The sequence below is a fragment of the Paenibacillus sp. FSL R5-0701 genome (genome assembly GCF_037973995.1).
In the GTDB taxonomy this organism is placed as follows: domain Bacteria; phylum Bacillota; class Bacilli; order Paenibacillales; family Paenibacillaceae; genus Paenibacillus.
Genome location: NZ_CP150230.1, coordinates 678,955 through 705,333, shown reverse-complemented (window position 1 = coordinate 705,333; position 26,379 = coordinate 678,955). Strand labels below are relative to the sequence as shown.

Here is a 26,379-nt window from a genome sequence, read left to right as displayed (position 1 = left end):
CACCACAAATTAACGAGGTGAACTAATATGCGTTTCCTCTATATTGTTTTACTGTTTATAGTAGGTTTTTCCTGTTCCGCATTTCTATACGGAGGATCACCAAAACTCAGTGACGCTCTTTTATTCGTTATCGCAGGAATTCTGTATAAAATATGGACCACACACAGTCACAAAGCTAATTCTGATAAAGGCTGAGTACGGTTAAGAATACACACATGACATAACACTAAAAAAAGCCGTTCTTCTCTGCAATGACAGAGAGAAACGGCTTTATCTCTATTTCAGACTGCCCAGCTTGCGCTGTATCAGCGCCTAGGAACGTGTCCGATATTCCTCGGCCTTTTCCTGCATCCCGGCAGCTACAGCCTCATTCTCGGACAATCCTTTATCCGCGGCAAAGGCCCGAATGTCCTGCGTGATGCGCATGCTACAGAACTTCGGTCCGCACATCGAGCAGAAATGAGCTTCTTTGGCTCCTTCTGCTGGCAGTGTCTCATCATGGTAGGACAGCGCACGTTCAGGGTCCAGTGACAGGTTAAACTGGTCACGCCAGCGGAACTCGAAACGTGCCTTGGACAATGCGTCATCGCGGCGCTGAGCACGCGGATGGCCTTTAGCCAGATCGGCGGCATGAGCTGCGATCTTGTAGGCGATGACCCCTTCCCGCACATCATCCTTGTTGGGCAGGCCCAAATGTTCTTTTGGCGTAACATAACAGAGCATGGACGTGCCAAACCAGCCAATCATGGCCGCACCAATGGCGGATGTGATGTGATCGTAACCCGGGGCAATGTCGGTCGTCAGCGGCCCCAGCGTATAGAACGGTGCTTCTTTACAGATCTCCATCTGCAAGTCCACATTCTCCTTGATCTTATGCATCGGCACATGCCCTGGACCTTCGATCATCACCTGCACATCATGCTTCCACGCGATCTGCGTCAGTTCCCCAAGCGTAGCCAGTTCCGCCATCTGAGCTTCGTCATTGGCATCGTAGATACTGCCTGGACGGAGTCCATCTCCCAGCGAAAACGCTACATCATACCTTTTCATAATCTCGCAGATTTCTTCAAAATGAGTGTACAAAAAATTCTCCTGATGATGCGCAAGGCACCATGCTGCCATAATGGACCCACCGCGAGACACAATGCCTGTCATCCGCTTGGCCGTCATCGGGATATATCGCAACAGTACACCTGCATGAATCGTAAAGTAGTCCACGCCCTGCTCTGCCTGCTCAATGAGTGTGTCACGGTACAACTCCCAGGTCAGCGCTTCCGCTTCGCCATTCACCTTCTCCAGCGCCTGATACAGCGGTACCGTACCAATCGGCACAGGTGAATTGCGGATAATCCATTCCCGGGTGGTATGAATGTTTTTGCCTGTGGACAGATCCATTACGGTATCCGATCCCCAGCGTACCGCCCAGGCCATCTTCTCGACCTCTTCCTCGATGGAAGAAGATACAGCAGAGTTGCCAATGTTGGCATTGATCTTCACATGAAAATGACGACCGATCAACATCGGCTCACTCTCCGGGTGATTGATGTTAGACGGCAGGATGGCCCGTCCACTCGCCAGCTCCTGCCGTACAAATTCCGGTTCCACGCCCTCACGAATGGCGGCAAACTCCATCTCTGCCGTAATGACTCCTTGCCTCGCGTAGTGCATCTGGGTCACACAGCGTCCTGGCTGTGCCCGCATTGGTTTGCCACGTAATCCGGGGTACTCTTCGGCGCCAGCTCTCTTCCCTCCGGGCTTCAGTCCGTTATCCTCCGGTTTAACCGTACGGCCCTGATAAGCTTCCACATCGCGGCGCTCTGTGATCCAACGGGTGCGCAGGGATGGCAGACCTGCACGGATATCCGCATGAAATGCGGGATCGGTCATGGGGCCGCTCGTATCGTAGACACGCAGCGGTTCATTATACTCCACCCCTTGGGGAGTATTCGTGTCATGAAGGGCTATCTCACGCTCCGGTACAGCAATGTCCGGCCGTGAGCCCTGAATGTAGACTTTGCGGCTGCCCGGAAAGGGCTGAACACGTCCGGCCGCTCCTGTTTCCTTTTCCACCTGATGACTGGTATGTTCCTGTTCCATCGCTTGTTGTCCCGTTTGATTTCCTGCACTCATGTCGCTTGTCTCCTCCTCATTGTTCGTTCGCTTGGTTTTGGGTTGGCATCATCATTAGCTCACTTACGTACCTGTCCCAAATCATGCGCAATGCAGAGAAGAAAGAGCGATCCTACTCCAGACCAGGGGAGACAGTTTTCATGTACAGTTAACAACAGACGGAGGCTGCCACAGATCATGGATCTATGGTGCATTCTCTATTCATCCAAGCCCACTTTCGCAGGTTATTGAAAAAGAGGCCCATAGAATCCGCGCTATACCGCCTGTTCACTGTATATAAAAAAGCCGGTCCCCGAAGGAACCGACTTTTAATGTCCATCACCAATAATGCACCTTTATGCAGCTCCTTAACGGAGCCCTACAAGGGTCACATCATGTGGTGGTTGTGGTCATATCGCCGATTACTTCCCTACGCTGGTATGATCCAGATCAGGTGCAAAGGGTCCGGAATCTCATGCGATTCCGTCTCAGTCCGGACAGTTCGGACTCCCCCAGTAACGTTAACAAGTTGCGGCATACACATGCCGCAGTTCATATTCAATGATGCTGGCCCCGCTGGGCCGTCCATAACAGAGTAGCGCAACCGGAACATAAAAACAACCTTTATATTCCAGAACACCAACTCAATTGGAGAAAAACCTTACCTCAACATCAGGATAACATGAGCCCCATCTGCGTAGCAGCTTCCTTTAGCACAGGTGCGTATTCATGCAATGTCTCCTGTGAGAGTCGGCTGACAGGCCCTGAGACCGAGAGTGCGGCTGCAATATTGCCTCTGCGATCCATAATCGGTACCGATACCGCGGCAGCTCCCGGCTCACGTTCCTCATAACTCGTCGCATATCCGTTATCCCGAATGTCTACCATTTGCGCCAAATACACCGCTGGATCGATAAATACCGGCCATTCAGGACCATTCATCAATTCTTCACGATCCTCGTCCGTGGCAAACGCCATCAGGACTTTGCTGGAAGCACCCACAGACAGCGGCAGTCTAACACCAACGGGAGCAACTCGGCGAATTGCCTGATCACTTTGCACAGCCTGAATCCGAATCCGTTCACTGCCATCACGCAGGTACAGACTCACGGTCTCCCCCAATCGATCTCTCAGTCGCTCCATCGCAGGAAGCAGCAGAATAGCGGGATCATCACTGCGGGACATATGAGCTGACAGCTCCCAGATTCGGATGCCAAGTCGGTACTTCTCTGTTGCTGCATCGCGGATCACGAACCCTCGATCCTCCAGCGTAGCCATCAAACGGTGCACTGTACTTTTGTGCAGGCCGATCTGGCTGGCAATTTCGGTGAGTCCCAGATCACTGCGTGTGGTAAAACATAATAATATATCCAGCGCCCGTTCCACAGCCCGGACGGTTAACTTGCGATCTTCCATGGCATAATGCCCTCCTCATGTTTCATCACATGAAACTTGGTTACATAAATTATATGAGAAACGGTCTCATCTGTAAACCAAAAAGAGCCAAAATATAAATAGTATAACGTGCAAATTTTTCCTTTTTATAAGACTTAATCCCCTGTAATTTACACACTAAGGTAATGTTACCCATATATCTTAAGAACTATATAACAATTGCGTAACAAATGCCCTCAATCAATTGACTTTGACTATATTGGAACATACGATAAAGATATATTACATTAAGATATCGCTCTGAAGCAGGCTCTGAAATCGACGCAATTCTCTTTTCATGTCGTTGTTATCTTCAACTGAACTTCAAAGGAGGGGCATTCATGTATCCAACATCCCAGAGCGAAGCCCCGCTGCAAACAAAAGTGTCCGATCTGCCCTCTTCCCTATCACCGAGGCTGATTCGGTTCAAACATATTATCGTAGCGTTGCTGCTCTCCGTTGTATTTTTTCTACTGTTTTGTTTTATTGCACTGCATGGTTACATCGCATGGGTATTATCCAATCCAACGGTAGCGCCGGTCTTCTCCAATCCAATGCAGGCCAAGAACATGAAGTACGAAGACATCACGTTCCCGGCAGCAGATGGCAGCCGGACGATGCAGGGATGGTATATACCTGCTGACAATGCTGCAAGCAAAACGATTATTTTCAGTCACGGCTATGGTGCCAATCGTGAAGAAACATGGGTACCCATGTATGACCTGGCACACTATGCCCATCAACTTGGGTTCAACGTGGTCATGTTCGATTATGGCTTCGCCTCACAGGTGAACAAAGCTGTAGCCACAGGTGGCAAAGCTGAGTCACAGCAATTGCTGGGTGCCATCCAGTTCGCCAAGCAGCGAGGTGCGCAGGAACTGGTTGTCTGGGGTTTCTCCATGGGTGCCGGTACAGCGCTTCAAACCGGACTGATTACCCAGGAAGTGGATGCGATGATTCTGGACAGTACGTTCCTGCTTGAACCGGATACGCTGTACCACAACATTCATAACCAGATCGATCTCCCGCGTCAACCGACACTCGAGATCATGAATCTGTTGTTCCCTGTTCTGAATGGTACCGGATTACAACAGATTCCATACCAGGAAGTGAAAAAGGAAGATTATCCGTTCCCGATTTTCTTCATCCATGGCACAGAGGACGAGAAGGCGCCTTATCCAATTGCGGAGCAACTCGCCGCCAACCAGACCAATCCGTACTCCGATGAATGGATTGTCCAGGACGCGCATCATGAGTTGATCTTCCGGGAGCATCCGAAGGAATATCTACGCCGTGTCTCAACTTTCCTGAGTCATGTAACGAAAACAAGCAGTGACGATGTACAGAACACGAATAGTGGAGAATAACCAAATTCCAATCATCCGAATTTTTTCCAGAGCCCTCAGGGGCTCTTTTTTTTGCACTCATAGGACAACAAGCTCGCGGAATATACTCTTGGGACGCATGAACAGACGGTCTGCATGCAATGAATTTCATCTGAAGGAGGTTCAAAATAAAGATGAACTGGTATGGATATGGTCACCTGCTGCCTCTGCGGACATTGGAGGAAATCCGTTTCTGGAAAGAGCAGGAGAAAGAACATACACTCGTCATTCGTGCCCTGGTTCCTGATCTGGAGCCCCCATACGTCAAGCTACTGGAGGAATGGGAGGTTACCTTTGCAAACAGTGAGCGAGTAGCCAATCAGCTTTTAAAACAACTATTGCCTGGAACCCATCCGCCTGCTCCCTACATCGTTCGTTGTATCGATCAACTTGTGTTGGCAGCTCGGCAGCAATCGAGAGAGTTCATCAAACAGCTATACGTTCTTCTGGAGCAAAGTGCTGCTGTGCAAGCTGTTCCGCTTGCCAAAGTACTTATTCTGCATTTTATCCGCGAGTCGGAGTATTTTCTAGGCGTATTGGATACACTTGGCCAACCTGGCATCTTGCGCGAAACGGATTCGGAGCCATCACTTTTTCTGGAAAATGCGCTGCATACGTCAGGGCCAGGAAGCATCCATCGCCAAGCTTCAGAAGCTCCAACTTCTCCAGAGGGGAATGTAAATGCACCTGCCGCATCAGCTCAGATCCAATCCGCAACCGTTCAACCGCCTTCTATCGGAACAACACAAGCCACACCCAGCTCTACAGCACCTCATGTAAAAGAAAAGCCGGTTCCCATTGGAGGACACACACTGCCTCCCCTTCCCTATGCGTACAATGCGCTGGAGCCACATATTGATGAGCTGACGATGCGTATCCATCATGACAAACACCATCAATCTTATGTGGACGGACTAAATGTAGCAGAGAAGAAGCTGGCGGAATCGCGAAAAAAGAATAACTTTGAACTCATCAAACATTGGGAACGTGAACTCGCCTTCAACGGGGCAGGCCACTACCTGCATACGATCTTCTGGACAATTATGAACCCTGCTGGCGGCGGTAAACCTTCCGGTATGCTCGCAGAGCAGATCAAGCGAGATTTCGGGAGTTATGAAGCGTTTAAGAATCAATTCACGGAAGCCGCGAACAAGGTGGAAGGCAGTGGCTGGGCGATGCTTGTCTGGAGCCCGAGAGCACATCGTTTGGAGATTTTGCAGGCGGAGAAACACCAGAACCTGTCCCAGTCCGATATCGTACCGCTTCTGCCACTGGATGTGTGGGAACATGCCTACTATCTGAAACATCAGAATGAACGCAAAAAGTATATCGAGGATTGGTGGAACGTTGTCTACTGGCCCGCTGTGGCTGAGCGTTACGAAACGACACGCAAGTTGTTGTGGCCGCCTTATTAAACTTGGAGTCAGATGGATTAGAGAGAAAAGAGATATCTCCAGCCGAATGACTGAACGATATCTCTTTTGGTGTATACAAAAAAGCAAGCCTCTTGTAAAAAGAGACTTGCTTGTATTTTGAGAGACTTCCTATTTCTAAATGTTCACTTAAGAAGCACAGCCCTCGCACGCCACATAGTTGTCGCCAACCTGTTTGCTAATGGAGATCAGATCGCCCAGCTTGATATCAGACTCATCTGTAAACTCCAGATCGGCTATACGTGCAACGATCAGTGCAGCAGCCTCTTCCTTGCTTGTTGCCATTTGGCTGAACTCGGATTTTTCGCCTGTTGATACAACCTCATATAAATACGTATATCTCAATGTGTCCATCCTAACACTCTCCTTCCGAAATCACATCATATCATCTCTATTAACCAATTCCAAGCCCTAGTAAAAAGTGTTAATCGTAGCGCAGCTTCATCTGCTCAGCTGTCAGGCGTACTTCTTCAGAGCCAACGCTAAGCACCCTGCTGGTCTCCGCCTGCGGATAGCGATCGCGCAGTGTTCGAACCAAAGCCGCAGTATATGCCGCAGCTGAAGGTACACCTGCCAATTCTTTCAGACTTGCCATCGTGCCGGGCTGAACATCGGGATATCCTTCACTCGCCCCGCCTGCTGCATGCTGATAGAATTGTCGCACATCTGCTGCCAATTGATCACCCTGACCGTCCACGATGATAAAAGCCGTAATGATATATGCCTTTGCCTGCCTGCGCTGGGCAATACCACAGAATTTCAGCCCACCTACACTGACATCATAATCTCCCGGGCAAAAAGCACCATGAACCTCGCCTGTCTGCGCCTGATTCGACCACGGCGTTAGCGACTCGGCAATAATCGAAGCCATCTCCCGGAAATCATCATGAATATTGATGGCATGTCCGGGATTAGGCAGAATCAATGACACATTAACTACCCCTGGATTCAAGGGTACTGCCGCTCCACCGGAAGGCCGAACACAGACCGCTGTCCCTTGGCTTCTTATCCGTTCCATCGCTTCTACAGCCTGTGGCAACCTGCGGTCACGCAGACCCGCTACAAAGGCATCTGGGTGCCTCCATATATGTGCAACAGGCAGATGCCCTGCCCCAACCCGCCTGCACATAACTTCTTCCCAAGCAAAAGCTTCGAGTACACTACTACCTTGTCGCATGAGTGGTGTCTCCCAGATTTGCAGACGCAATGTAGCCTGTTGATCTGCCTGTAGTCCCTTTTCCGGCTGAACCGGTTGATCTGAATGGGAAGGTACACTCATCGTTCCATTACCTCCGGCTTAACGAATTCATATGTATTCAGTATACAGGAATGACAATGCCATATGTAAATAAGCCGGTTCCCCAGGGAACACGGCTTATTCATATCATATCCTATGGCCTAGAAACTGCTGCTTCCAAAACCAAAGGAACTTACTCATCCGGCTTGTCCAGCGAGTGGACATACCTGACCTTAATCTTTCACCAAAGACAAGAACTCCGCACGTTGTGCCGGATTCTCACGGAAAGAACCACGTACAGCAGACGTTACCGTCTTGCTTCCCGGTTTCTTCACGCCGCGGGAACACATGCACAAGTGCTCGCCTTCCACAACGACCATAACTCCATGAGGTTCAACGGCCTCTGTCAGAATGTCAGCGATCTGTGAAGTAATACGTTCCTGAACTTGAAGGCGACGTGTTACGGCTTCGACCAGCCGAGCCATTTTGCTCAGACCAACGATCTTGCCGCTTGGTACATATCCAATGTGCACCTTACCGAAGAACGGTGCCATATGGTGCTCACATTGACTGTAGTAGACAATATCCTTGACGATAACCAGTTCTTCGTGATTCTCGTCAAACGTGACACCGAGCACATCGCGCGGGTCTACTTCATATCCACCAAAAATTTCTTCATACATTCGGGTCACACGTGCAGGCGTTTCAAGCAGCCCTTCACGTGTACTATCTTCTCCGATCAATTTCAGGATCTGCTCTACATGATACTCGATCTTTTCCCGATTGTCGGATACTTTTGAATTCAAATAATCTTTAACGCCAGCCACTGCCAAACGCCTCCTTTCGAACCACTACTGTAAGAGGTTGTTCAAAAAGTCCGCTTTTGATTACGAAGGATGCCTAGCGGCATCATCAACGTCGAATATGAAATTCAGCCGAAATGTCCGTTGCTCACGTAGTTCACTACGCTCCGCTACTCCATTTCTAGCTTCATCCCATCTTCTCGGTACTGAAAACCCAACTTTTTGAACACGCACTTTAAGCAGTTATTCCCTGCTATTATTTTCGGCGGCCCGAACTTTTACGCGCAGGATGCTGTTGCGGCTGAGGCATTTTCGCTCCTGGCTGCTGATTCTTCATCATCTGCTGGGCACGCTGCATTTGCTTGCCATTCAGGTTGTAGCCCATTTGCTTCGCCATTTTCTGAAGCATGTCCGGATTGCTTTGCATTTTCTCAAGTTGTTTACGCAAGTAGAACACCCCGATGAAAAATCCCCCGACCAGACCAACAATCAATGTAATAATCGGTATAACAATATCCATCTCTTAGACACCTCTGTATGCATTCTAAAAAGCCTGATAATCCGTGTAAACTTCATGATGTTCGACACATATGTTGCAAGCCTGACACAGACCGGATTTCCTGAAAGTATCATAGCATTTCCGCACGCCTTGAGCAAACGGATTTTCCAGTTGAACCGTACACAAGCTACGTCATGACAGCTTCAATGAAAACGGTTGTATGCTGAGCCAGATCGATTTCAACCACATCCAGAGAATAACGCGTACTTCCGCGCGCCACCCTGATTACAGGTCTGCCGGGCAATCCCCGATGTTGACGCACAATGACTCCAGTCTCTTTGGTGGACAGTCGTACCGCTGTACCATTGGGATACACGGATACACTCTTGTTGAACTCAATCAGAATGTCCCGATCCAGCTTTGTACCAGACAACGCCATCATCTCTTCACAGGCCTCATGTGGCATCAAACTGTCCTTGGATAAACCATTAATGAGATTATCATAGATATTAGCCACACTAACGATTCTCGCAAACAGATGAATGTCACTCCCCTTGATCCCTCTCGGCATGCCTGTACCATCTACATGCTCATGATGTTGCAGGGCTGTATGAGCGACCAACAGACTGAACTCCCGTTTGTTCTTAATCACTTCGAATCCACGCCATGTATGGTGCAGCGAAGAATTCGCAGCAGAGCCACTGCCCGGAGGTTCCCCCACTTTGCCTATATCATGCAATAATGCCCCCACAGCAAGGTCCTTCAGTTGATTATAATTGAGTCCCATATTCAGTCCGATGACCGAAGACAACAAACATACATTCATCGCATGAACATACTGTGCATTGTCTTTGGTACGAATATCGGTGAGCTGCACAAGCATTTCACGCCCGTTCAGTACATCATTCAGCAACTTCTCTATACTGAGGGCAACTTTTCTCGGACTCCAGTCTTTCCCGGATCGAATGGATTCGAGTGTGACACTCATTTCGTTAATTATTGCCCGTTTCGTGGTTTCATCCAGAATGTCTTCTGCATCCACATCTTTATACGCTTCATCCTGGATGTATAACATGGTCACGCCAATACGCTTCAGCGTATTGACCATGTATACGGTGAGCTGGACTCCGGCAGACAGCAATACTGTGCCGTTACTGGAATATACCGTCTTGCCCAGAAGCTCCCCCGCTTCCACGCTCTCCACGTTTACATACTTCATGAACGTCCCCCGCTCTTACGATAGCTGCTCCAATGCGAGCAATTGCTCCTTGGTTTGCAGACCGCCTACATAACCCACCAGGGTACCGTCTTTACCACTGATACGGTGACAGGGAATAATAATCGGAATCGGATTCTTGCTAATGGCGTCCAGAACTGCACGAACAGCCTTGGGTCTGCCGATGATTTCCGCAACCTGTTGGTGTGATGAGGCCTCTCCATAAGATATATCGGACAGAACTTGCCATACTTGTAGCTGGAATGGTGTTCCAAGCCGATCAAGCTGCAAGTCGAACGTTTTTCTCTCCCCTGCAAAATACTCCTTTAACTGCTTTGCAGCTTCGCTGAGCTTCTCTTCATTCTTCTCATATCGATACTCGCCAATCCAGATGCGGGCCCATTGTTGCAGATGAGCTTCGCGCACGTGGAAGGCGCCAAAATCAATGTGACACAGTCCTTCATCCGTCGCGCATAACGTAAGAGTACCAATCGGTGTCAGTATCTCATCGTAGTATACGGGCTTGCCATGAAGACCCGTAACGGCTGAAGGTTTCCACGCTGCGGCTTCCGGTTTGGCAGGTTGTGCAGACTGCTCACTACCCGGTTCAATCCCGGCTTCCATTTTCAAATCCTGTTGTAACGCACGTAAGGCCTTGTTCTCGTTATTCTGTTCCTCTTGCTGCTTCTCACTCACTTGCCCAGCCTGTGGCTGTTTGGGTAAGGTCTCGGACGAACTCAGTCGCTCCTCGGCCTTCTGCAGCATGCTTAGTACGTTCCCATCTTGTTCGTTAGCGGCAGCTTCCCCAATTGCTCTCATGGCGTCTTCTCCTCCAATTCTGCTTAACGCCCAAGCTGCGGTTCCCCGCAACTCGGGGCGCGGATCACGTTTTAGTACTTCTGTAAGTTTGGGTACAGCACTTTTGTCTTTGAAATTGCCCAGGGCAATAACGGCGTTGCGTTGAATCGGCTTCTTGCCCCGCCAAGCGGCGGAACTCTGACCGAAACGTTCCTTGAATTCCCGGTTACCAATGTCCAGTAGCGGCAGCAGGAGTGGCTTCACAATCTCCGGATCGGGATGAAACTCAGGATGGTGATCCCAGTTCTTGCCCCGGTTCTTCGGACAGACAATCTGACACGTGTCACAACCGTACAGACGGTTGCCTATTTTCAGCATAAATTCTTCATCCACGAACCCTTTCGTCTGGGTTACAAAAGAAATACAACGCTGTGCATTCAACTGCCCAGGCCCCACCAATGCTCCTGTAGGACAGGCATCGATACATTTTGTACATTCACCGCAGTCTTCGGTCACAGGTGTGTCTGGTTGAAAAGGAATATTCGTTACCAGTTCTCCGAGAAAAATCCATGAACCGAATTTGGGTGATATAATCGCACAGTTTTTGGCGCTAAAACCAATCCCCGCACGCTGGGACACCGCACGATCCACCAGTGCTCCGGTGTCTACCATGCTTTCGATCATGGCCTCAGGTACACGTTCACGTATAAAGTTCACCAGCTTGTCCATCGCTGCACGCAGGACCTGATGATAATCCTGGCCCCAAGCCGAACGGGCAAAAATACCCCGATATGCACCAGGCTCCGATTTCGGCGGATTTACCATTTTGGATGGGTATGCCACAGCTATTGCGATCAGTGAAGCGGGTTCGCCATCTTTTAAGGCAGGGTGCACCCTTTTTTCAATATCCGGCTCTTCAAAACCTGAAGCATACCCCTTATCCCGCGACTGCTCCAGCAGCGACTTCAGGGAAACAAAGGGATCAGCCGAAGCAAATCCGATATCATCAATGCCCAGTCCGGGGCCAGCTGCCTTGATCTCCTGTTTTAACTTCTCCCATACGGAGGCATCCTGTGCTGCCCCGGTCTGTACGCTCGTCATTTCTCTTCCCTCTCTTCTTCCGACACTTATTCCGTAAATAGTGAACGCCCGCCTCACGGTAAGAGGACAGGCGCTAATTTCTATATATGCCTTACATACTTGAATTCAAACGGAACGAGTCTATATGGTTTAACGCAAAATGCAGTCTGAAGTTGTTGTCCTGTCAGCATTTTACAATTTCTTCAATTCAGAAAACGGCCAGAAAATAAATTCAGCCTTGCCTACAATCTGATCGGATGTAATACTGCCAAACACTCGGCTATCCTTACTTTTGCCTTCATGACGATTATCCCCCATCACGAAGAAATGATCCGGCTCCAGTGTGATTGGACCAAAATCCGGGTCCTGCACCTCAATATCGGTGTACGTTTCCGCTTGTTGCTCGCCGTTCACATATAGATGGTGATCCCTAACTTCAATTGTATCTCCCGGAAGTCCAACGATCCGTTTCACCAGAAAATCTTTCTTCTCTACACCTTCACTTGGATCACGAAGTACGATCACATCTGATCGGGAAGGAGTACCCAGATGGTATACAATTTTGTTGACGAAAAGGCGATCTCGCTCAACCAGTGTCGGCTGCATGGACTGTCCCTTGACCATCGACAGATTGAACACAAAGAGGTTCAGCAGCATCATAATTACAAAAGCAACAACAATCGTTTTGACCCAGTCCCACAGCTCGACAACCCAGGATTTCCCCGGTAGTTCAGGCTTTGAAGGTTCATTACGTTGCTCGGAAGTCACATGTTCCATTGAATGATTATTGGAATTCAAAGGGACACCTCATTTATTAAATAGTTAAATTAAACTTGTAACCTGGTGACCATACTCCCTTTCAGTCTACTTCATTTGGGAGAGTGAAACAATTGGTTATGAGCACCAATACCCTGGTTAGCGTGAATACAGCCGGGATAGTCGTGGTGATTTAAATAAAATTCGGAGATTTTGAAGCATGTTCATAAAATGAGGAAATCAGAGGAATATGACGCGAAGAACACTCATATAAATAGAAAGGCACATCCCTCACGTTCTTACACGTTAAAGAGATATGCCTAATATGAAATGAAAATCTTTTTTTATTTCTTTTTAAACATGCAAACTAAGCTTTGGACAAAATACTAAGAGTCTGGAAAGCGCTCATAATCTGATTGGCACCGTAACCCATTGCTTCATATAGAGGCATGGCTACTTTGTTGTGCTCATCACCCGCCACCCATACTTGGCTGACTTTACGCTGCTGGAACCGCTGTTCCATAGCCTCAACAAGTGTTTTGCCGACTCCACGGCGACGATAGTCTGGATGAACCGCAATACGGTAGATACAACCCTGGTTGTGATCAATTGTACCGATCAAAGCGCCTACGAGGTCTCCCTCTTCTTCCGCAACCATGATCAGGTCAGAATCCCATGACAATTGACGGGCAAACGGGCCCATCGTGTTCTCATAACACTCTTCCGATAGTGCAACCTGGAGAAGCTCCGTCATCTGGCTTGCATCACTCAACTGAAAGGAACGAACGTGCATGTCTTAAATCTCCCTTTTCGTTAGCTTAGATGAGGTTTTTTATAAAAAGGGAATCCCTTTTTACCAAAAACCCAATGTTCATATAATGACAAAAAACGAGAAAATACCGCTTCTTCGTCAATTAAACCATACTTTTCTCCATAAAACACGCATTTTCTTTTGAAAGCGCTTAATTGTAACCGTTTACATACGAATATTAAACTTTACATCCATTTTAACGCCTGAAAACACATAAATAGTTGCATAAAGGGTAAAATATGTTTGTTATCTCTGGCCCATCATTAGATCAACGCCTCGGGGGACTTAATAAACAAAAATGTTGCTTAATTAGCCCGAATGCGGTTTAATAATAGTGGCAAGGGTATTATTACATATGTACCTGTTTTCAAAAAAACCTAAAATCTCAGGAGGTATTTCATTATGGCTTTTCAATTACCGGCACTTCCTTACGCTAACGACGCACTGGAACCACATATCGATGCACAAACGATGGAAATCCACCACGATCGCCATCACAATACTTATGTAACCAACTTGAACGCAGCTCTGGAAAGTGCTCCTGAACTGCAAGAAAAAAGTTTGGAAGATCTGATTGCTAACCTTGACAGCGTACCTGAAGGCATCCGCACAGCGGTTCGCAACAATGGTGGTGGACATGCTAACCACAGCCTGTTCTGGGAAATCATCGGACCTAACGGCGGCGGCGCTCCTACAGGCGATATCGCAGCAGCAATCGATAGCGAACTGGGTGGCTTTGATAAATTCAAAGAAGATTTCGCTAAAGCAGCTACAACTCGCTTCGGTTCCGGCTGGGCTTGGCTCGTAGTTGGCAAAGATGGCAAGTTGTCCATCACTAGCACACCTAACCAAGACAGCCCTCTCTTCGAAGGTCTGACTCCGGTTCTGGGTCTGGATGTATGGGAGCACGCTTACTACCTGAAATATCAAAACAAACGTCCTGATTACATCGGTGCTTTCTGGAATGTAATCAACTGGGATGAAGTGAACAAACGTTACGCTTCTGCAAAATAAGACTGTTAGTATGCAACAGTTAACATAAAAGAGAGCCTGATTCGGTCGTCGTGACCGTGATCAGGCTCTCTTTTTGCTACCACTATAGTTATAGTAATGGGTGGTTTGTTTCTAACTAACCCAGGACATGCTATCGCTCCATATTTCATCGTATCGCGAACCTAACGAATCTCAGAGTAGCTATTTCCCCAAATACGGGCTTTGATGCGCAATTTTGGGTTGATTTGGTTATGATAACGTCACTCAGGTTCGTTAGCTCCCCCATTTAATCATTCACTTGATCATAAGCTCCCGCAAAATAACTGCTGATCAGCTTCAGAAATATATTCGGGAATGCCATCTTATCCATATCTTCCGGACCGATCCAGCGGTAGGTCAAGCCATCGCCTTTACCTGTCAGTGTCGTAGTACTCAGTGCTAGGTCACTAACGTCAGATGATGACATCAACATCTCTCCATCGTTAAGCGATGTTGAGATGTTCTGCGCATGAGGCGTGCCTGGCTCCAATGAATGCGTTGTGTCTGACTCAGGTGACACAGCTGCTGATGAGGCTGTGCCCTCCCTTGTTGCCGCCTGTGCATCGTAGGCGGCTCTGGCTTCCGCTGCGATCAGCGGAAGCTCACTGCTCTGGTCCTGCTCCGTACACTTGTACACCTGCAGGCTCCAGACAATGTGGCTGAACACATGCTCCGCATGGGTAGCCAGCCCTTCCGGGCGGGCAGCGAAGCCTTCCGCCCACAGACTGCCGGCCAGCAATGCCATGGCCGGCTCATCCGCCAGCGGCGCCGCCTTCTTGCTGGCTGCGGCGGGCGCCGCGAGCACATGCGGCAGCTCCCACATGCGGGCCAATAGGCCCGTGTCTGGGCGCTGGCGCACAAGCACTTGGCCGCGATGAGCACCGCGGCCCTCCACAATCGCGACCAGCCGCTGCTCAGGGCGCGGCGGCTTCGCTTTGGTCTTCACCGGCAGTGTAAGCTCTCTTCCGGCAATACGGCCGGAACATTGCTCCATGACCGGGCAAGTCAGGCAGTGCGGCGCTTTGGGTGTACACACCAACGCGCCAAGCTCCATCAGCGCCTGATTGAAATCACGCGCCCGCCCTTCCGGAATGAGCTCTCCTGCGAGCTCTTCCATCAACACCCGGGTGCTGCCCTTCATAATGTCCTCATCGATGAGGAAGTATCGGGACAGTACCCGCATGACATTGCCATCTACCGCAGGCTGCGGCTGGTTGAAGGCAATGCTGAGAATGGCCCCGGCAGTATACGGGCCCACCCCTTTTAATGCAAAGACAGCCGGCTTGTCCTGCGGCATCTCGCCTCCGTGCAGCTCCATGACTTGTCTCGCGGCTGCCTGAAGATTACGTGCACGGGAGTAATAACCGAGTCCCTCCCAATTTTTCAACACATCCTCTTCGGGTGCTTCCGCCAACGCCTGCACAGTCGGGAAATTCCCGATAAAACGATTGAAATACGGAATTACCGTATCGACCCGAGTCTGCTGAAGCATAATCTCCGATACCCATGTGAAATACGGATTGTTGTGGCGACGCCACGGCAAATCCCGTCGGTTGATCATATACCAGTCCAGCAGATTCACGCTGAAATGTTGTTTCTGTTCCTGTAAACCCATATTTCCGTCCTCTCCTATTGCCAAGCTAACTACTTTTCCATCTGTTCCACGATCGCAAAGGCCGCTGCCAATTCCGTCTGATGCGTAATGCTCAAATGAATGTCATATTGCTTATCGTATGGCAGCTGCAGACGTTCCCAGGCTTGACTGGACAGCGAGGCCACGGGACGTCCTGTCCCATCAGGCAGCACCTCAATGTCAGTGAAGCCCATGACACCACCAATACCGCAGCCAAATGCCTTAGACACCGCTTCTTTCGCTGCAAATCGACCGGATACAAACTCCGTCATCCGCTTCCCTCGACGAACCGCGATCTCCCGCTCTGCTGGCGTTAAAATTCGTTTTATGAAAGCTTCCGCATGGCGACCAGACAACAGCTTCCGCATACGTCCAATCTCCAGCACATCATTACCTATGCCATATATCATCAACGCTTCACCCGCTTAATCTTTTATACTGTAAGAGGTTATCCAAAAAGTCCCATCTTCTCGGTACTGAAAACCGCTCTTTTTGAACCTTCATTGTAAAAGATCTCCATTCAATCACATGATCCGTAACTCTCCGAACACGTATTCTATTGTAGCAGGAGGGGCGATCAGAAGCGAGTACCTATCCGCATTACCATATATGCTAAAATATGAATCAGGAATCGTCTGAAATTCTTAGGAGGTCTGAATCATGCCCATAACTTTTGATTTGCCCACTGACGTAGATGCGATCATTCGCGGAGACTTTTTCCCTGCACAACAATCCGCTCAAGGCGTCATCATTCTGTCTCACGGATACAAAGGCTTCAAAGACTGGGGCATGTTCCCCTATGCAGCTTCACAGCTAAGCGAGACGCATCATGTGCTGACCTTTAATTTCTCTCACAACGGTATCGGCGAATATCTGGAGCAATTCTCAGAACTTGAAAAGTTCGCAGTGAATACCTACAGCCGGGAGCTTGCCGATCTGGCCCTGGTACTGGAACATGTGGCTACACAACCTGAACTCACAGGACTTCCTGTATACCTGGTTGGTCATAGCCGCGGTGCGGGCGTAAGTCTCGTCTATGCACTGGATCATCCCGAGCAGGTGGCAGGTGTCATCTCCTGGAATGGTATAACCAACCTGGATCTCTTCACAGCGGAGCAAAAAGAAGAAATGCGTACACATGGCCGCAGCCATGTCGTTAACGGACGAACAGGCCAGCAGATGCCACTGGACGTGGCTATTCTGGAAGACCTGGACAAGCATAGCGAACGTTACGCTATCATTGACCGCTTGGCTTCTTCCTCTGTGCGTGTAGCACTGATTCAGGGAACAGCAGATGGTCAACGTCTGAGAGACGGTTCTGCCGCACTGGTTCAAGCCCGCCTTGATATCCCATGGCACCAGATTCCTGATGGGAATCATACCTTTAATACCGTACATCCATTTAAAGAAACCACTCCGCAACTGGAGCAAGTCATCACCCTAACCCTGCAACAAATCAAAGACTGGAATAGCTAACTCATCTTTAAGATAGTAATCATCTGGATTTCTGCGGTTTCTCGTTCCATATAACAAAAAGAGTCACTGCGTGAACAGTGACTCTTTTTGCATTCCCTAAAGGGACGTTATTTCAATGTTGGTGTTAACAGCTTATAACCAGCATGCTTTTCCACCCGTATTAGATACCAGGAATGGCATTGCGTTTGTGATGTGTGCGCTTGTAGAACGCTTCGAGGCGCTCTTGTGCAGCCGGATCGATCTGTTTGCCTTCGAGATAGTCACTGTTCGCTTCATACGAAATTCCCAGCTCATCTTCGTCCGTCTGACCTTCCCACAGTCCTGCCGATGGTGCTTTGTCCAAAATAGCCTGTGGCACATTCAGATATGCTGCCAGCTGGCGTACCTGACGTTTGTTCAGAGTGCTCAGTGGTGTGATATCCACAGCACCGTCGCCCCATTTGGTATAGAAACCCGTGATGGCTTCGGACGCATGATCCGTACCTACAACGAGCAGGTTCTCTTCAAACGAAAGCGCATATTGCATAACCATACGAGTTCTCGCCTTGACATTACCTTTGCCTTGGTGAGTCATATGGCGTGGGCTTCCCAAGGATTTGAAACCTTGCTCCACTTCCAGCGCAATCTCGTTAACTGCATCTTCGATATTGGTTTCCACGACATGCTTCAGATCGTATGCCTTGGCTACAGCGTAGCTGTGGTCGATATCGGATTGTTCACCATAAGGTTGGAACACACCAAGCGTTTTGTACTCTTGGTTGTTCTCTTGCGTAAGCTCGTCCGTTGCTTTTTTGCAAAGCGCCGTAGCCACTGCACTGTCAATACCGCCGCTGATCGCAATCAGCAAACCCTTGGCACCCGCATTTTTCACATACGTCTTCAGAAAATCAACACGCTTGCGTACTTCCTCTTCTTCATTAATGCTTGGTTTAACCTTCAATTCAGCGATGATCTGTTGTTGCAAACTCATCGTTCACACACCCCGTTTCTAAATGAATGAAATTTGATGTCCAGCTTGAAAGGTCCGAATGGTTCAATAACCTTATCTATCCAAAATGAAACGCCCCGGCATCGGTGATCCGAAGGGCGGGGCGTTCTATTGGAGCAAATTAACGGCAGTAACGGTCAAATGCACTTTTGAGATCAGCCGCAATATCCTCTGCAGAACGGTCTTCCACTTGATGACGCTCGATAAAGTGAACGAGTTCGCCGTCTTTCATCAGAGCGATGGACGGTGAAGATGGAGGATACGGTGCAAAGAATTCACGTGCTTTTGCAGTTGCTTCTTTGTCCTGACCAGCAAATACAGTGTACAGGTGATCCGGTGTAATATCGTGCTGCAGTGCTTGGGACACACCTGGGCGACATTGACCTGCGGCACATCCGCATACAGAGTTAATGACAACCAGCGCTGTTCCTTTTGCATCAGGAAGACTTGCTTCCACTTCTTCAGGAGTACGCAACTCCTGGATTCCTAGACGAGTTAAATCATCCCGCATCGGTTGAACCATATCTTTCATGTATTGATCAAATGACATCGACATTCGGTTTCACTCCTTATAAATGGTTGTTCTATGATCTCGATAAAATTAAAGGCCAATAAACTCTCCAAAACAACGTTACATTCATATCGAACATTATGGATGTAATGATGTGCTATTCCTATTATACATCCATAAGCAATGAAAGCAAGATTCAGAAACCGCCTGCGGAAAGGCTTCTTCCATAATATTATGTCTCAATGTCTGGCAAAATATGCTGAATGACTAACGTTCAAATGCCACTTTGAAGGTCGTGCCCTGTCCTTCCTCCGATTCCACAGTAATGGTTCCATTATGTCGTTCCACAATACTTAGGCACATGGACAATCCAAGTCCGGTTCCCTTGGCTTTTGTGGTATAGAAAGGCTCAAACAGCTTTTCCTTCTTCACTCTGGGTAGACCAGGCCCTGTGTCACGTACACACAGTTCCACTTTGTCATCGACTATCCGCGTCTCCAGCGTAAGCACGCCCTTCTCATTCATGGCTTCCATCCCGTTACGGGCCAGATTGAGTACCACCTGTTTGATTTCCTTTGGATTGAGGTGCAACTTCGGTACATTATGGTCCAGCATGAGTTCAATACTCTGACCACGCAGATTCGCATCGGCCCACAACAATGGACTGAGTTCATGAATGATATCATGCAGCTGGGATTCCTCTTTTTCCGCAATCCGATCCTGGGCCAGCGATAGAAAATCATTAATGATACTATTCGCCCGGTCCAGCTCTTCCAGAACGATCCGGTAATAGTGATCGAGGGAATCAGGACTCTTTTCCTGCATGAGTTGAAGAAAACCACGCACAACCGCCATTGGATTACGCACTTCATGCGTAATGCTTGCAGCCATCTGCCCCACCAGACTGAGACGATCCACATTATCCAGTTCACTTCGCAACATCTCAAGCTCCGTGATATCCTGAATGATCAGCATGGCTCCTGTAACTTCACTCGCAGACTCTGTTGAAAAGGCATAAATCGGTACGGTTCGGGACTGAAATACGTGTGCACCGTAACGAACGGTCAACCCACTAATCTCACCATGAACGAGGGCTCTGCGAATGCTTTTATCCATCTTGTCCGCCTGACCTTGTTCAACAAATTGACTGGCAGGCTGTCCAATGAGATCAGGCGTGGACGTACATGGTAGCTGCTCCCTTGCGGTTTGCTCCATCATCTCATTGACAAATATCACTGTGCCTTGTTTATCTACGGTGGCAATGGAGAGAGGCACTGCGTTCAGAATCTGATGAAGTTTCTCCGTTTCGGCTATGTATCGATGGTGGACTTCCGAGAGATGCTGCTCCAGCCCGCGATAGTGCTTCATCCGTTCCAGCCATAGCAGACTCAGACTACCCGCAACAATGGCTCCAGTGGTATACCCAAGTGCTGTAAGTATTATGTAGGTCGCAGAGTACGTGGATTCATTCTGGAGGGATGCGATCCATAACAAACTCGTTACAACCAGTTCCATTGTAATCAGGATGATGAGGATCGTCATTTTGCGCGAAGGTGTATTATGCTTGAATCGTTTGGCAGACAACCATACAATAGGATAGAGAAGAATACCTGTATGAAGGAGAAATCCGTACAGATCATAGGAATGCGCAAAAAGGAAATAGAAGAGAATATGTAGTATGGACAGCGTTAAGCCTATAACGGACTTACAATACAAAATAACAAGTATTACAGGTACGATGCTTAGTGATATGGGTACAGCCAATGGACTCCCGTGAAGCGCGAACAGCAAACACAATAGCATACTCGCGACACTCGTCACAGCAAAAACGGTCTGCATCATTCCGGCATGTTCCAGCTTGGCCACAGCCCGCTTGGAGAGCCCCAGATGTAATAAGGGAATCAGGTATACCGCCGACCCCGCCAGCAGTACTTGTAAAAGAATGTCCTTTAACGCAACCACAATGCCATCTCCTCCTCTGCCTGCACATTCCCTCATGTATTTCTGATTAAAACATAGGCGACAGTATATTACAATATATCCCTTGAGACTCCATAATAGAACTACTCATAACTCCATTATATTTCAGAAAAAGCCAGGAGTAGACACGGTTTATGTAAAACAGACAAAATCAATGAAAAAAGAGGGTAATAACATATGTATGATGTCATTGTAATTGGTGGTGGATCTGCGGGCCTGATGGCTTGCGTTGCTGCTGCCGAGCATGGAGCCTCCGTGCTTCTGCTGGATAAAGGAGATCAACTGGGTCGTAAACTCGGCATCTCTGGCGGAGGTCGATGCAATGTAACCAATGCCAAGGAAACGGATGAACTCATCCGACATATTCCGGGTAATGGACGCTTTTTATATAGTTCGTTTCAAAATCTGGACAACCAGGGAATCATGCGTTTCTTCGAAAATCTCGGAATTGCCCTGAAAGAAGAAGACAACGGCAGAATGTTCCCTGTAACTGATAAAGCGAAAACAGTCGTGGATGCGCTGGTAGGAAAGATTGTTTCCCTCGGCGTTGAGATTCGCACCAAAGAACCGGTCAAGGAAATTATTCAGAACGGTCAGCAGGTACAGGGTGTTAAATTGATATCAGGTAAAACCATTCTTGGGCGCTCTGTCATCATCGCTACCGGCGGCAAATCCGTACCCCAAACCGGATCAACCGGAGACGGTTATCCCTGGGCTGAGGCTGCGGGTCACACCATTACAGAGTTATATCCAACCGAAGTGCCTATTGTGTCTGGGGAGAGTTGGATTCAATCCAAAGAACTGCAAGGTTTGTCTTTGAGGGATATCGCTCTATCCGTAGTGGATGCCAAAGGAAAAACGGTCATCTCCCATCGCGGGGATATGATATTCACGCATTTTGGAGTATCCGGACCCGTCGCACTGCGTTGCAGCCAATTTATCCGCAAGGTTCAGATGAAGTCTGGAAACCCACAGGTCATTATGAGCATTGATCTGTTCCCGGAGCTGTCCCTGGGTGCATTGGAAGCACAGGTGCAACAGGTATTGGAACAAGAATCCCGCAAGGCTGTCAAAAACATTTTAAAAACATGGGTTCCTGAACGCATGATTCCCTTAATGATGAAACGGGCAGAGATCAGCGATGACCTTACGTTCCACCATTTTCCCAAAGGTATGTTAAGCGACTTGTGTGGGCTAATGAAAGCTTTTACCTTCCGTGCAGACGGAACGAGATCGCTCAAAGAAGCCTTTGTTACTGGGGGAGGAATCCACTTAAAGGAGATATACCCAAAAACAATGGAATCCAAGCTGCTGCCTGGACTATTCTTCTGCGGTGAAGTTTTGGATATTCACGGCTACACTGGAGGGTATAATATCACCGCTGCATTCTCCACGGGATATACGGCTGGCATGCATGCGGCTGAATATAGACACGTTACATCATAATAGAGGTTGTTCAAAAAATCCGCTTTTGATTACGAATCATGCCTAATGGCATCATCAGCATCGAATATGAAATTCAGCCGAAATAGGTTGATGCTTACGAAGTATGTTTCCTTCAGAAACATTTTAGTTGCTCACGTAGTTTTCCTACGCTCCGCTACTCCATTTCTATCTTCATTCCATCTTCTCGGTACTGAAAACCGAACTTTTTGAACTCTCACTACTAGGTATTACACACTTAAACCGTATTATGAATTAGCTCAGATGCCAAAAACCCCGATATCCACTATCTGTGGACGATCGGGATTTTTGGGCATTGTTCCATTTTAAAAAAATTGGCTCGAACTGCTCTTAGCTTGTGATACTTCTATGCTTTCACACTACCTGAGAATCCATCAGCCGAATCATCGTATGTCGGGTCATCGCTATAGTTATGTCTGCCTTGCTCCGTCTGACTTCCCTGGGTTCCGTTCGCATAACCCTCATGCCAGTCTTCATTCACGAGATGAGCCGGAATCGATATATTCTGAAACTGATCCAGCTCTTCCGTTTGCGCGGCAAATACGGCACTTCCTCCATGAGATTGTACAATCTCTACGGCAGACTGAGGATCTTGGCGATCTGTAGGGATGTACAATTCCAGCGGGCCGGACTGATACGGCTTATATCCCAATTCCTCCAAGGTTGCCCTTGCGGCATTCAACGCTGAACCGTCTGAAAAATGCACCTGTAGTTCGCTATTATCCATCATCGTCTCTTCCTCCTTGCTACAGCTAATCTCTCATCATCCATGGATGAGATTCTTCTTCTATAGCATGGGCAGATATAGCGTACGATATGCTCTGACTTAGAAAGGAATTCCTTTAGGCTCGAGTAAGTCGAACCCATCCGGCAATAGATAACACACAGAGTCCGAAGGCCACCGCACCTGCAGCTGTCAGAATACCGACGATCCAGCCCAGCCAGGCCAATCCCAGCGCGAATCCCATAAGAATACCAATCGGGATGAACAACATCCGAACCATCATTGAACCTGCAAGATGCAGCGCCTCCGAGTCATACGTTATAAGCTGAACATAGTCCGACGTGGCAAAAACATCCCAGGAACGATAAAACATCACCGTCAACATGATGATTAATAACGCACACACGATGATATTGACCGGAAAAGGTGGTAATGCAACTGCTGCGATGGATAGTCCTCCAAGCTGCAGATACAATTTCATCGTGGCCGAGTTCCGGAAAAATGCCTTGAATGCAATCTCCGCTGTCCGATTCGCGATGGAACGATTGCGTAACAGTTTACGCGGTTTGCGGAAGATGATGGACCGTGTTCGTGGGGCTTTCGGCTTGCTCACCGCCCGGCTTAACATTAGAGCTGTCAACTGCAGCCTGCTCCGCAGATCCTCCCGCACATCCCCTTCAAACGTTCCCTTCATCAACAGCCTCATCTGTCCAACTGTAATCAGAAGAAGCATGATAATTACAATTCCAAAACTGATTTTCCACGTCTGTCCATGCATCCATGATGTCGCATGAATGGTCATGTAACCCATGCCAATGACGAGAGGGATCATCTGAATCCAGCGTCGCCATCCTGTATGTCGGACCTTTGTCATATGTAGTGTTATGGCTTGGAATGAAGCTACTGCACCAAACCAGACAGCCATAAGTGTAATCTGGAGATTCGACATCTCATAGACATGGGACCATAGGGGAGCAGTCAGCGCTGTAATCAGGATCATTTTGCCCAGATGTTGCAGACAGGACCGGTAGAGTCCTTGCCTCATTAACGTGCGCATCCACAACGGCCTTGATTTCAGAAACAATACATCCGCTTCCTCCACAAATATCAACACACCACCGGTAAGCATAACGACGTCAATCAGCCCAGTCAGTACGGGGAGCGGTAATCCTGTCGCCCATTCAGGCAGTGATTTGGTCCACAGACTCGTGTACCATCCAATCAGATAGAGCAGACCCGGAACAAGCAGGTATACCCACACTGTCCAATCCACGACGAGTCTGAGATTTTTCATCTGTTCCCTGAAATGTTCTTTGCGTCTTCGTCTGTATAAACGAAGTGGGGTATAACGCTGGGAAGTTTCCATTCTCTCTCACCCTCTCTCTATCTAAGACGTCAGTACATCAAAACAGTCAAACAAAGAGGCTTCCGGCAATCCTGCCGCTTCACGGATCTCATCCAATGTTCCCTCGGCAGCCGATCTGCCCGAAGCAATCAGAATAAACCGGTCGCAGATTCGTTCAGCGGTATCCAGTACATGCGTAGACATAAGCACACCCGCGCCGCGGCGACGTTCATCATCAAGTAATTTTAGAAAATCCTTGGTTGCACGAGGGTCCAGTCCGATGAACGGCTCGTCCACAATATAGATATCCGGCGAAGACAGAAATCCGATCATCAACATCATTTTCTGGCGCATGCCCTTTGAGAAACTGGCTGGAAGATCATTCCGAACATGGTCCATACCGAAACGAACCAACAGTTCCTCCGCTCGGGCAACAAAAGCTTCTTCCTCCATTTCATACGCCGCTGCGGCCAGATCAAGATGTTCCCATAGGGTCATATATTCGTAAAAAACCGGTTGCTCCGGAATATAGGCATAACGACCATCTCCCCCAATCGTCACTTCATAGTTCGCATGTTCCAGCAAACCAAGAAGTGTTTTGATAGTGGTGCTTTTGCCGGCACCATTTGGTCCGATAATACCTACCAGTTCTCCTCGCGCCACATTCATTCGAATATTACGTATGGTCGATTGTCCCGGCTCGTATCCTGCCTCTGTAATATGTACGTCCAATATGGACTCTTGTACTTCCGTACTGTTATATTCCGTTCCCATATCATTCACTCCCTGTTCTGATCAGGTGTTTATTTTATTCTTTATGTTTTATTGTAATCGAGTTGCGGGTTGTGTGTTTGATCATTTTGAGCATTTCTATATAGATGGCAAATAAGCAAAGCAATAAATCATAGTAATGTATGATTTATTGCTTTGCTTATTATTCTTCATTTTCAGTAACACAGTATGTACGAATAATTGAGACTAATTGTTCAAATGTGAACTTGTGGTTCACCATATCGACAGTAAAGTCCTCAGCAAAAGTTTGATCCATCTTAAGATACACATTGTTATAACGTAGAAAGATTACCAATGCGGTAAAAGCCGTTCTTTTATTAGCATTATGGAAAGGATGGTTTTGACCCAAAGATTGAAAGATCGCAGCAGATTTTTCATATATAGATGGGTAGGCTTCATTACCAAAAGCTGATGATTGTGCTCTTACAACCGCAGATTCAAGCAGACCAGAATCTTTAACTCCAATCTGCTCTCCAGGACTGTAACGCTTAATCATAGCGACGTTGATCGCAATAACCTCTTGAATACTCAAATACCGGGTCATGCTCATCTATCCTTGAGACCTTTCAGGGTTTGATCATATTCACCCATCACATCAGCCAATGTATCCATAAAATCACTACTGATTCCGTTAGGCAAATTTACTTTTGCAGACTTTTTAATAATAATCTCCCCGTTGGACTGATTTACCTCGATTTGAACCATATCGCCTTGCTCAAGACCAACTTGTTTGAATGCATCTGTCATTGTTAATCCAAGGCTATTACCGAATTTCGTTACTTTTCGTTCCATCTCACTCACCCTATTCATTCATTACTCCCCCTTAGTTATACTATTCAACTGTTATAACAATTATACTAAAACTTTTATCCA

25 protein-coding genes and 1 riboswitch are annotated in these 26,379 nt (G+C 48.0%); of the genes, 5 read left to right on the top strand and 20 right to left on the bottom strand.

Annotation, left to right across the window (positions count from 1 at the left end; genetic code table 11):
- Positions 1-312 precede the first annotated feature (312 nt).
- Both thiC and MKZ13_RS03320 read right to left on the bottom strand, forming a co-directional pair.
- Positions 313-2,097, bottom strand: a complete 1,785-nt coding sequence (gene thiC / locus MKZ13_RS03325) for a phosphomethylpyrimidine synthase ThiC (RefSeq protein WP_339185317.1) — start codon at positions 2,095-2,097, stop codon at positions 313-315.
- Positions 2,098-2,519: 422 nt separating this feature from the next.
- A riboswitch (TPP riboswitch) is annotated at positions 2,520-2,633 on the bottom strand.
- A gap of 148 nt (positions 2,634-2,781) precedes the next feature.
- Positions 2,782-3,525, bottom strand: coding sequence for an IclR family transcriptional regulator (locus MKZ13_RS03320; protein ID WP_221818682.1), 744 nt, complete (start codon positions 3,523-3,525; stop codon positions 2,782-2,784).
- A 359-nt stretch (positions 3,526-3,884) separates the two neighbouring features.
- On the opposite strand from MKZ13_RS03320, the gene MKZ13_RS03315 reads away from it, so the two are divergent.
- Together MKZ13_RS03315 and MKZ13_RS03310 are read left to right on the top strand one after the other, a co-directional pair.
- Positions 3,885-4,910 carry an alpha/beta hydrolase gene (locus tag MKZ13_RS03315; protein WP_237178465.1) on the top strand — a complete coding sequence of 342 codons (1,026 nt, stop codon included), beginning with the start codon at positions 3,885-3,887 and terminating at the stop codon, positions 4,908-4,910.
- Between the two features lie 152 nt (positions 4,911-5,062).
- Complete coding sequence (locus MKZ13_RS03310) at positions 5,063-6,343, top strand: Fe-Mn family superoxide dismutase (RefSeq protein WP_339181734.1); 1,281 nt, start codon at positions 5,063-5,065, stop codon at positions 6,341-6,343.
- A gap of 147 nt (positions 6,344-6,490) precedes the next feature.
- Here MKZ13_RS03310 and MKZ13_RS03305 read toward each other — a convergent pair whose 3' ends face one another.
- From MKZ13_RS03305 to MKZ13_RS03270, 8 genes are all read right to left on the bottom strand, one after another.
- A complete protein-coding gene (locus MKZ13_RS03305; protein ID WP_036614132.1) occupies positions 6,491-6,715 on the bottom strand; it encodes a hypothetical protein in 225 nt (74 codons plus the stop codon).
- Positions 6,716-6,785: 70 nt separating this feature from the next.
- Positions 6,786-7,640 (bottom strand): lipoate--protein ligase family protein, encoded by an 855-nt coding sequence (locus tag MKZ13_RS03300; protein ID WP_339181732.1) that lies wholly within the window; start codon positions 7,638-7,640, stop codon positions 6,786-6,788.
- Between the two features lie 191 nt (positions 7,641-7,831).
- The gene (gene folE / locus MKZ13_RS03295) at positions 7,832-8,425 is read right to left on the bottom strand and encodes a GTP cyclohydrolase I FolE (protein ID WP_036668229.1); all 594 of its coding nucleotides are present in this window, start codon (positions 8,423-8,425) and stop codon (positions 7,832-7,834) included.
- A gap of 232 nt (positions 8,426-8,657) precedes the next feature.
- Positions 8,658-8,921, bottom strand: a complete 264-nt coding sequence (locus tag MKZ13_RS03290) for a YneF family protein (protein ID WP_017690778.1) — start codon at positions 8,919-8,921, stop codon at positions 8,658-8,660.
- A gap of 166 nt (positions 8,922-9,087) precedes the next feature.
- Positions 9,088-10,119 carry an HD domain-containing phosphohydrolase gene (locus MKZ13_RS03285; protein ID WP_017690779.1) on the bottom strand — a complete coding sequence of 344 codons (1,032 nt, stop codon included), beginning with the start codon at positions 10,117-10,119 and terminating at the stop codon, positions 9,088-9,090.
- Between the two features lie 15 nt (positions 10,120-10,134).
- Complete coding sequence (gene queG / locus MKZ13_RS03280) at positions 10,135-12,015, bottom strand: tRNA epoxyqueuosine(34) reductase QueG (RefSeq protein WP_339181730.1); 1,881 nt, start codon at positions 12,013-12,015, stop codon at positions 10,135-10,137.
- Between the two features lie 171 nt (positions 12,016-12,186).
- Positions 12,187-12,792, bottom strand: a complete 606-nt coding sequence (gene lepB, locus MKZ13_RS03275; protein ID WP_339181728.1) for a signal peptidase I — start codon at positions 12,790-12,792, stop codon at positions 12,187-12,189.
- A 325-nt stretch (positions 12,793-13,117) separates the two neighbouring features.
- Complete coding sequence (locus MKZ13_RS03270; protein ID WP_017690782.1) at positions 13,118-13,543, bottom strand: GNAT family N-acetyltransferase; 426 nt, start codon at positions 13,541-13,543, stop codon at positions 13,118-13,120.
- 420 nt (positions 13,544-13,963) lie between these two features.
- Between MKZ13_RS03270 and MKZ13_RS03265 the strand changes: the two genes are divergently transcribed.
- The gene (locus MKZ13_RS03265; protein ID WP_150364015.1) at positions 13,964-14,575 is read left to right on the top strand and encodes a superoxide dismutase; all 612 of its coding nucleotides are present in this window, start codon (positions 13,964-13,966) and stop codon (positions 14,573-14,575) included.
- A gap of 265 nt (positions 14,576-14,840) precedes the next feature.
- Here MKZ13_RS03265 and mutY read toward each other — a convergent pair whose 3' ends face one another.
- Together mutY and acpS are read right to left on the bottom strand one after the other, a co-directional pair.
- Positions 14,841-16,208: an A/G-specific adenine glycosylase gene (gene mutY, locus MKZ13_RS03260; protein ID WP_339181726.1), complete on the bottom strand. Its 1,368-nt coding sequence runs from the start codon at positions 16,206-16,208 to the stop codon at positions 14,841-14,843.
- A 29-nt stretch (positions 16,209-16,237) separates the two neighbouring features.
- Positions 16,238-16,636: a holo-ACP synthase gene (acpS, locus tag MKZ13_RS03255; protein WP_036614140.1), complete on the bottom strand. Its 399-nt coding sequence runs from the start codon at positions 16,634-16,636 to the stop codon at positions 16,238-16,240.
- Between the two features lie 250 nt (positions 16,637-16,886).
- On the opposite strand from acpS, the gene MKZ13_RS03250 reads away from it, so the two are divergent.
- Entirely contained in the window at positions 16,887-17,702 is an 816-nt protein-coding gene (locus MKZ13_RS03250) for an alpha/beta fold hydrolase (protein ID WP_339181724.1), read from the top strand.
- A gap of 160 nt (positions 17,703-17,862) precedes the next feature.
- On the opposite strand, the gene nadE is transcribed toward MKZ13_RS03250, so the two are convergent.
- The 3 genes from nadE to MKZ13_RS03235 all read right to left on the bottom strand — a co-directional run bounded on the left by nadE (position 17,863) and on the right by MKZ13_RS03235 (position 21,163).
- Positions 17,863-18,672 (bottom strand): ammonia-dependent NAD(+) synthetase, encoded by an 810-nt coding sequence (gene nadE, locus MKZ13_RS03245; protein ID WP_221818675.1) that lies wholly within the window; start codon positions 18,670-18,672, stop codon positions 17,863-17,865.
- 139 nt (positions 18,673-18,811) lie between these two features.
- Complete coding sequence (locus tag MKZ13_RS03240; RefSeq protein WP_017690788.1) at positions 18,812-19,246, bottom strand: BrxA/BrxB family bacilliredoxin; 435 nt, start codon at positions 19,244-19,246, stop codon at positions 18,812-18,814.
- 222 nt (positions 19,247-19,468) lie between these two features.
- Positions 19,469-21,163 (bottom strand): ATP-binding protein, encoded by a 1,695-nt coding sequence (locus tag MKZ13_RS03235; protein WP_339181719.1) that lies wholly within the window; start codon positions 21,161-21,163, stop codon positions 19,469-19,471.
- 195 nt (positions 21,164-21,358) lie between these two features.
- Here MKZ13_RS03235 and MKZ13_RS03230 point away from each other — a divergent pair, with 195 nt between their 5' ends.
- Positions 21,359-22,627: an NAD(P)/FAD-dependent oxidoreductase gene (locus MKZ13_RS03230; RefSeq protein WP_339181716.1), complete on the top strand. Its 1,269-nt coding sequence runs from the start codon at positions 21,359-21,361 to the stop codon at positions 22,625-22,627.
- 364 nt (positions 22,628-22,991) lie between these two features.
- Here MKZ13_RS03230 and MKZ13_RS03225 read toward each other — a convergent pair whose 3' ends face one another.
- The 5 genes from MKZ13_RS03225 to MKZ13_RS03205 form a co-directional block, all read right to left on the bottom strand.
- Positions 22,992-23,375: a hypothetical protein gene (locus tag MKZ13_RS03225; RefSeq protein WP_339181714.1), complete on the bottom strand. Its 384-nt coding sequence runs from the start codon at positions 23,373-23,375 to the stop codon at positions 22,992-22,994.
- Positions 23,376-23,487: 112 nt separating this feature from the next.
- Entirely contained in the window at positions 23,488-24,735 is a 1,248-nt protein-coding gene (locus tag MKZ13_RS03220; protein ID WP_339181711.1) for an ABC transporter permease, read from the bottom strand.
- 21 nt (positions 24,736-24,756) lie between these two features.
- On the bottom strand, positions 24,757-25,488 hold the full coding sequence (locus MKZ13_RS03215) for an ABC transporter ATP-binding protein (RefSeq protein WP_339181708.1): 732 nt from the start codon (positions 25,486-25,488) through the stop codon (positions 24,757-24,759).
- 160 nt (positions 25,489-25,648) lie between these two features.
- Positions 25,649-26,056, bottom strand: coding sequence for a type II toxin-antitoxin system death-on-curing family toxin (locus MKZ13_RS03210; protein WP_339181704.1), 408 nt, complete (start codon positions 26,054-26,056; stop codon positions 25,649-25,651).
- The gene (locus MKZ13_RS03205) at positions 26,053-26,316 is read right to left on the bottom strand and encodes an AbrB family transcriptional regulator (protein ID WP_339181702.1); all 264 of its coding nucleotides are present in this window, start codon (positions 26,314-26,316) and stop codon (positions 26,053-26,055) included. The genes MKZ13_RS03210 and MKZ13_RS03205 overlap by 4 nt, the downstream gene beginning before the upstream one ends.
- Between the last annotated feature and the right edge of the window lie 63 nt (positions 26,317-26,379).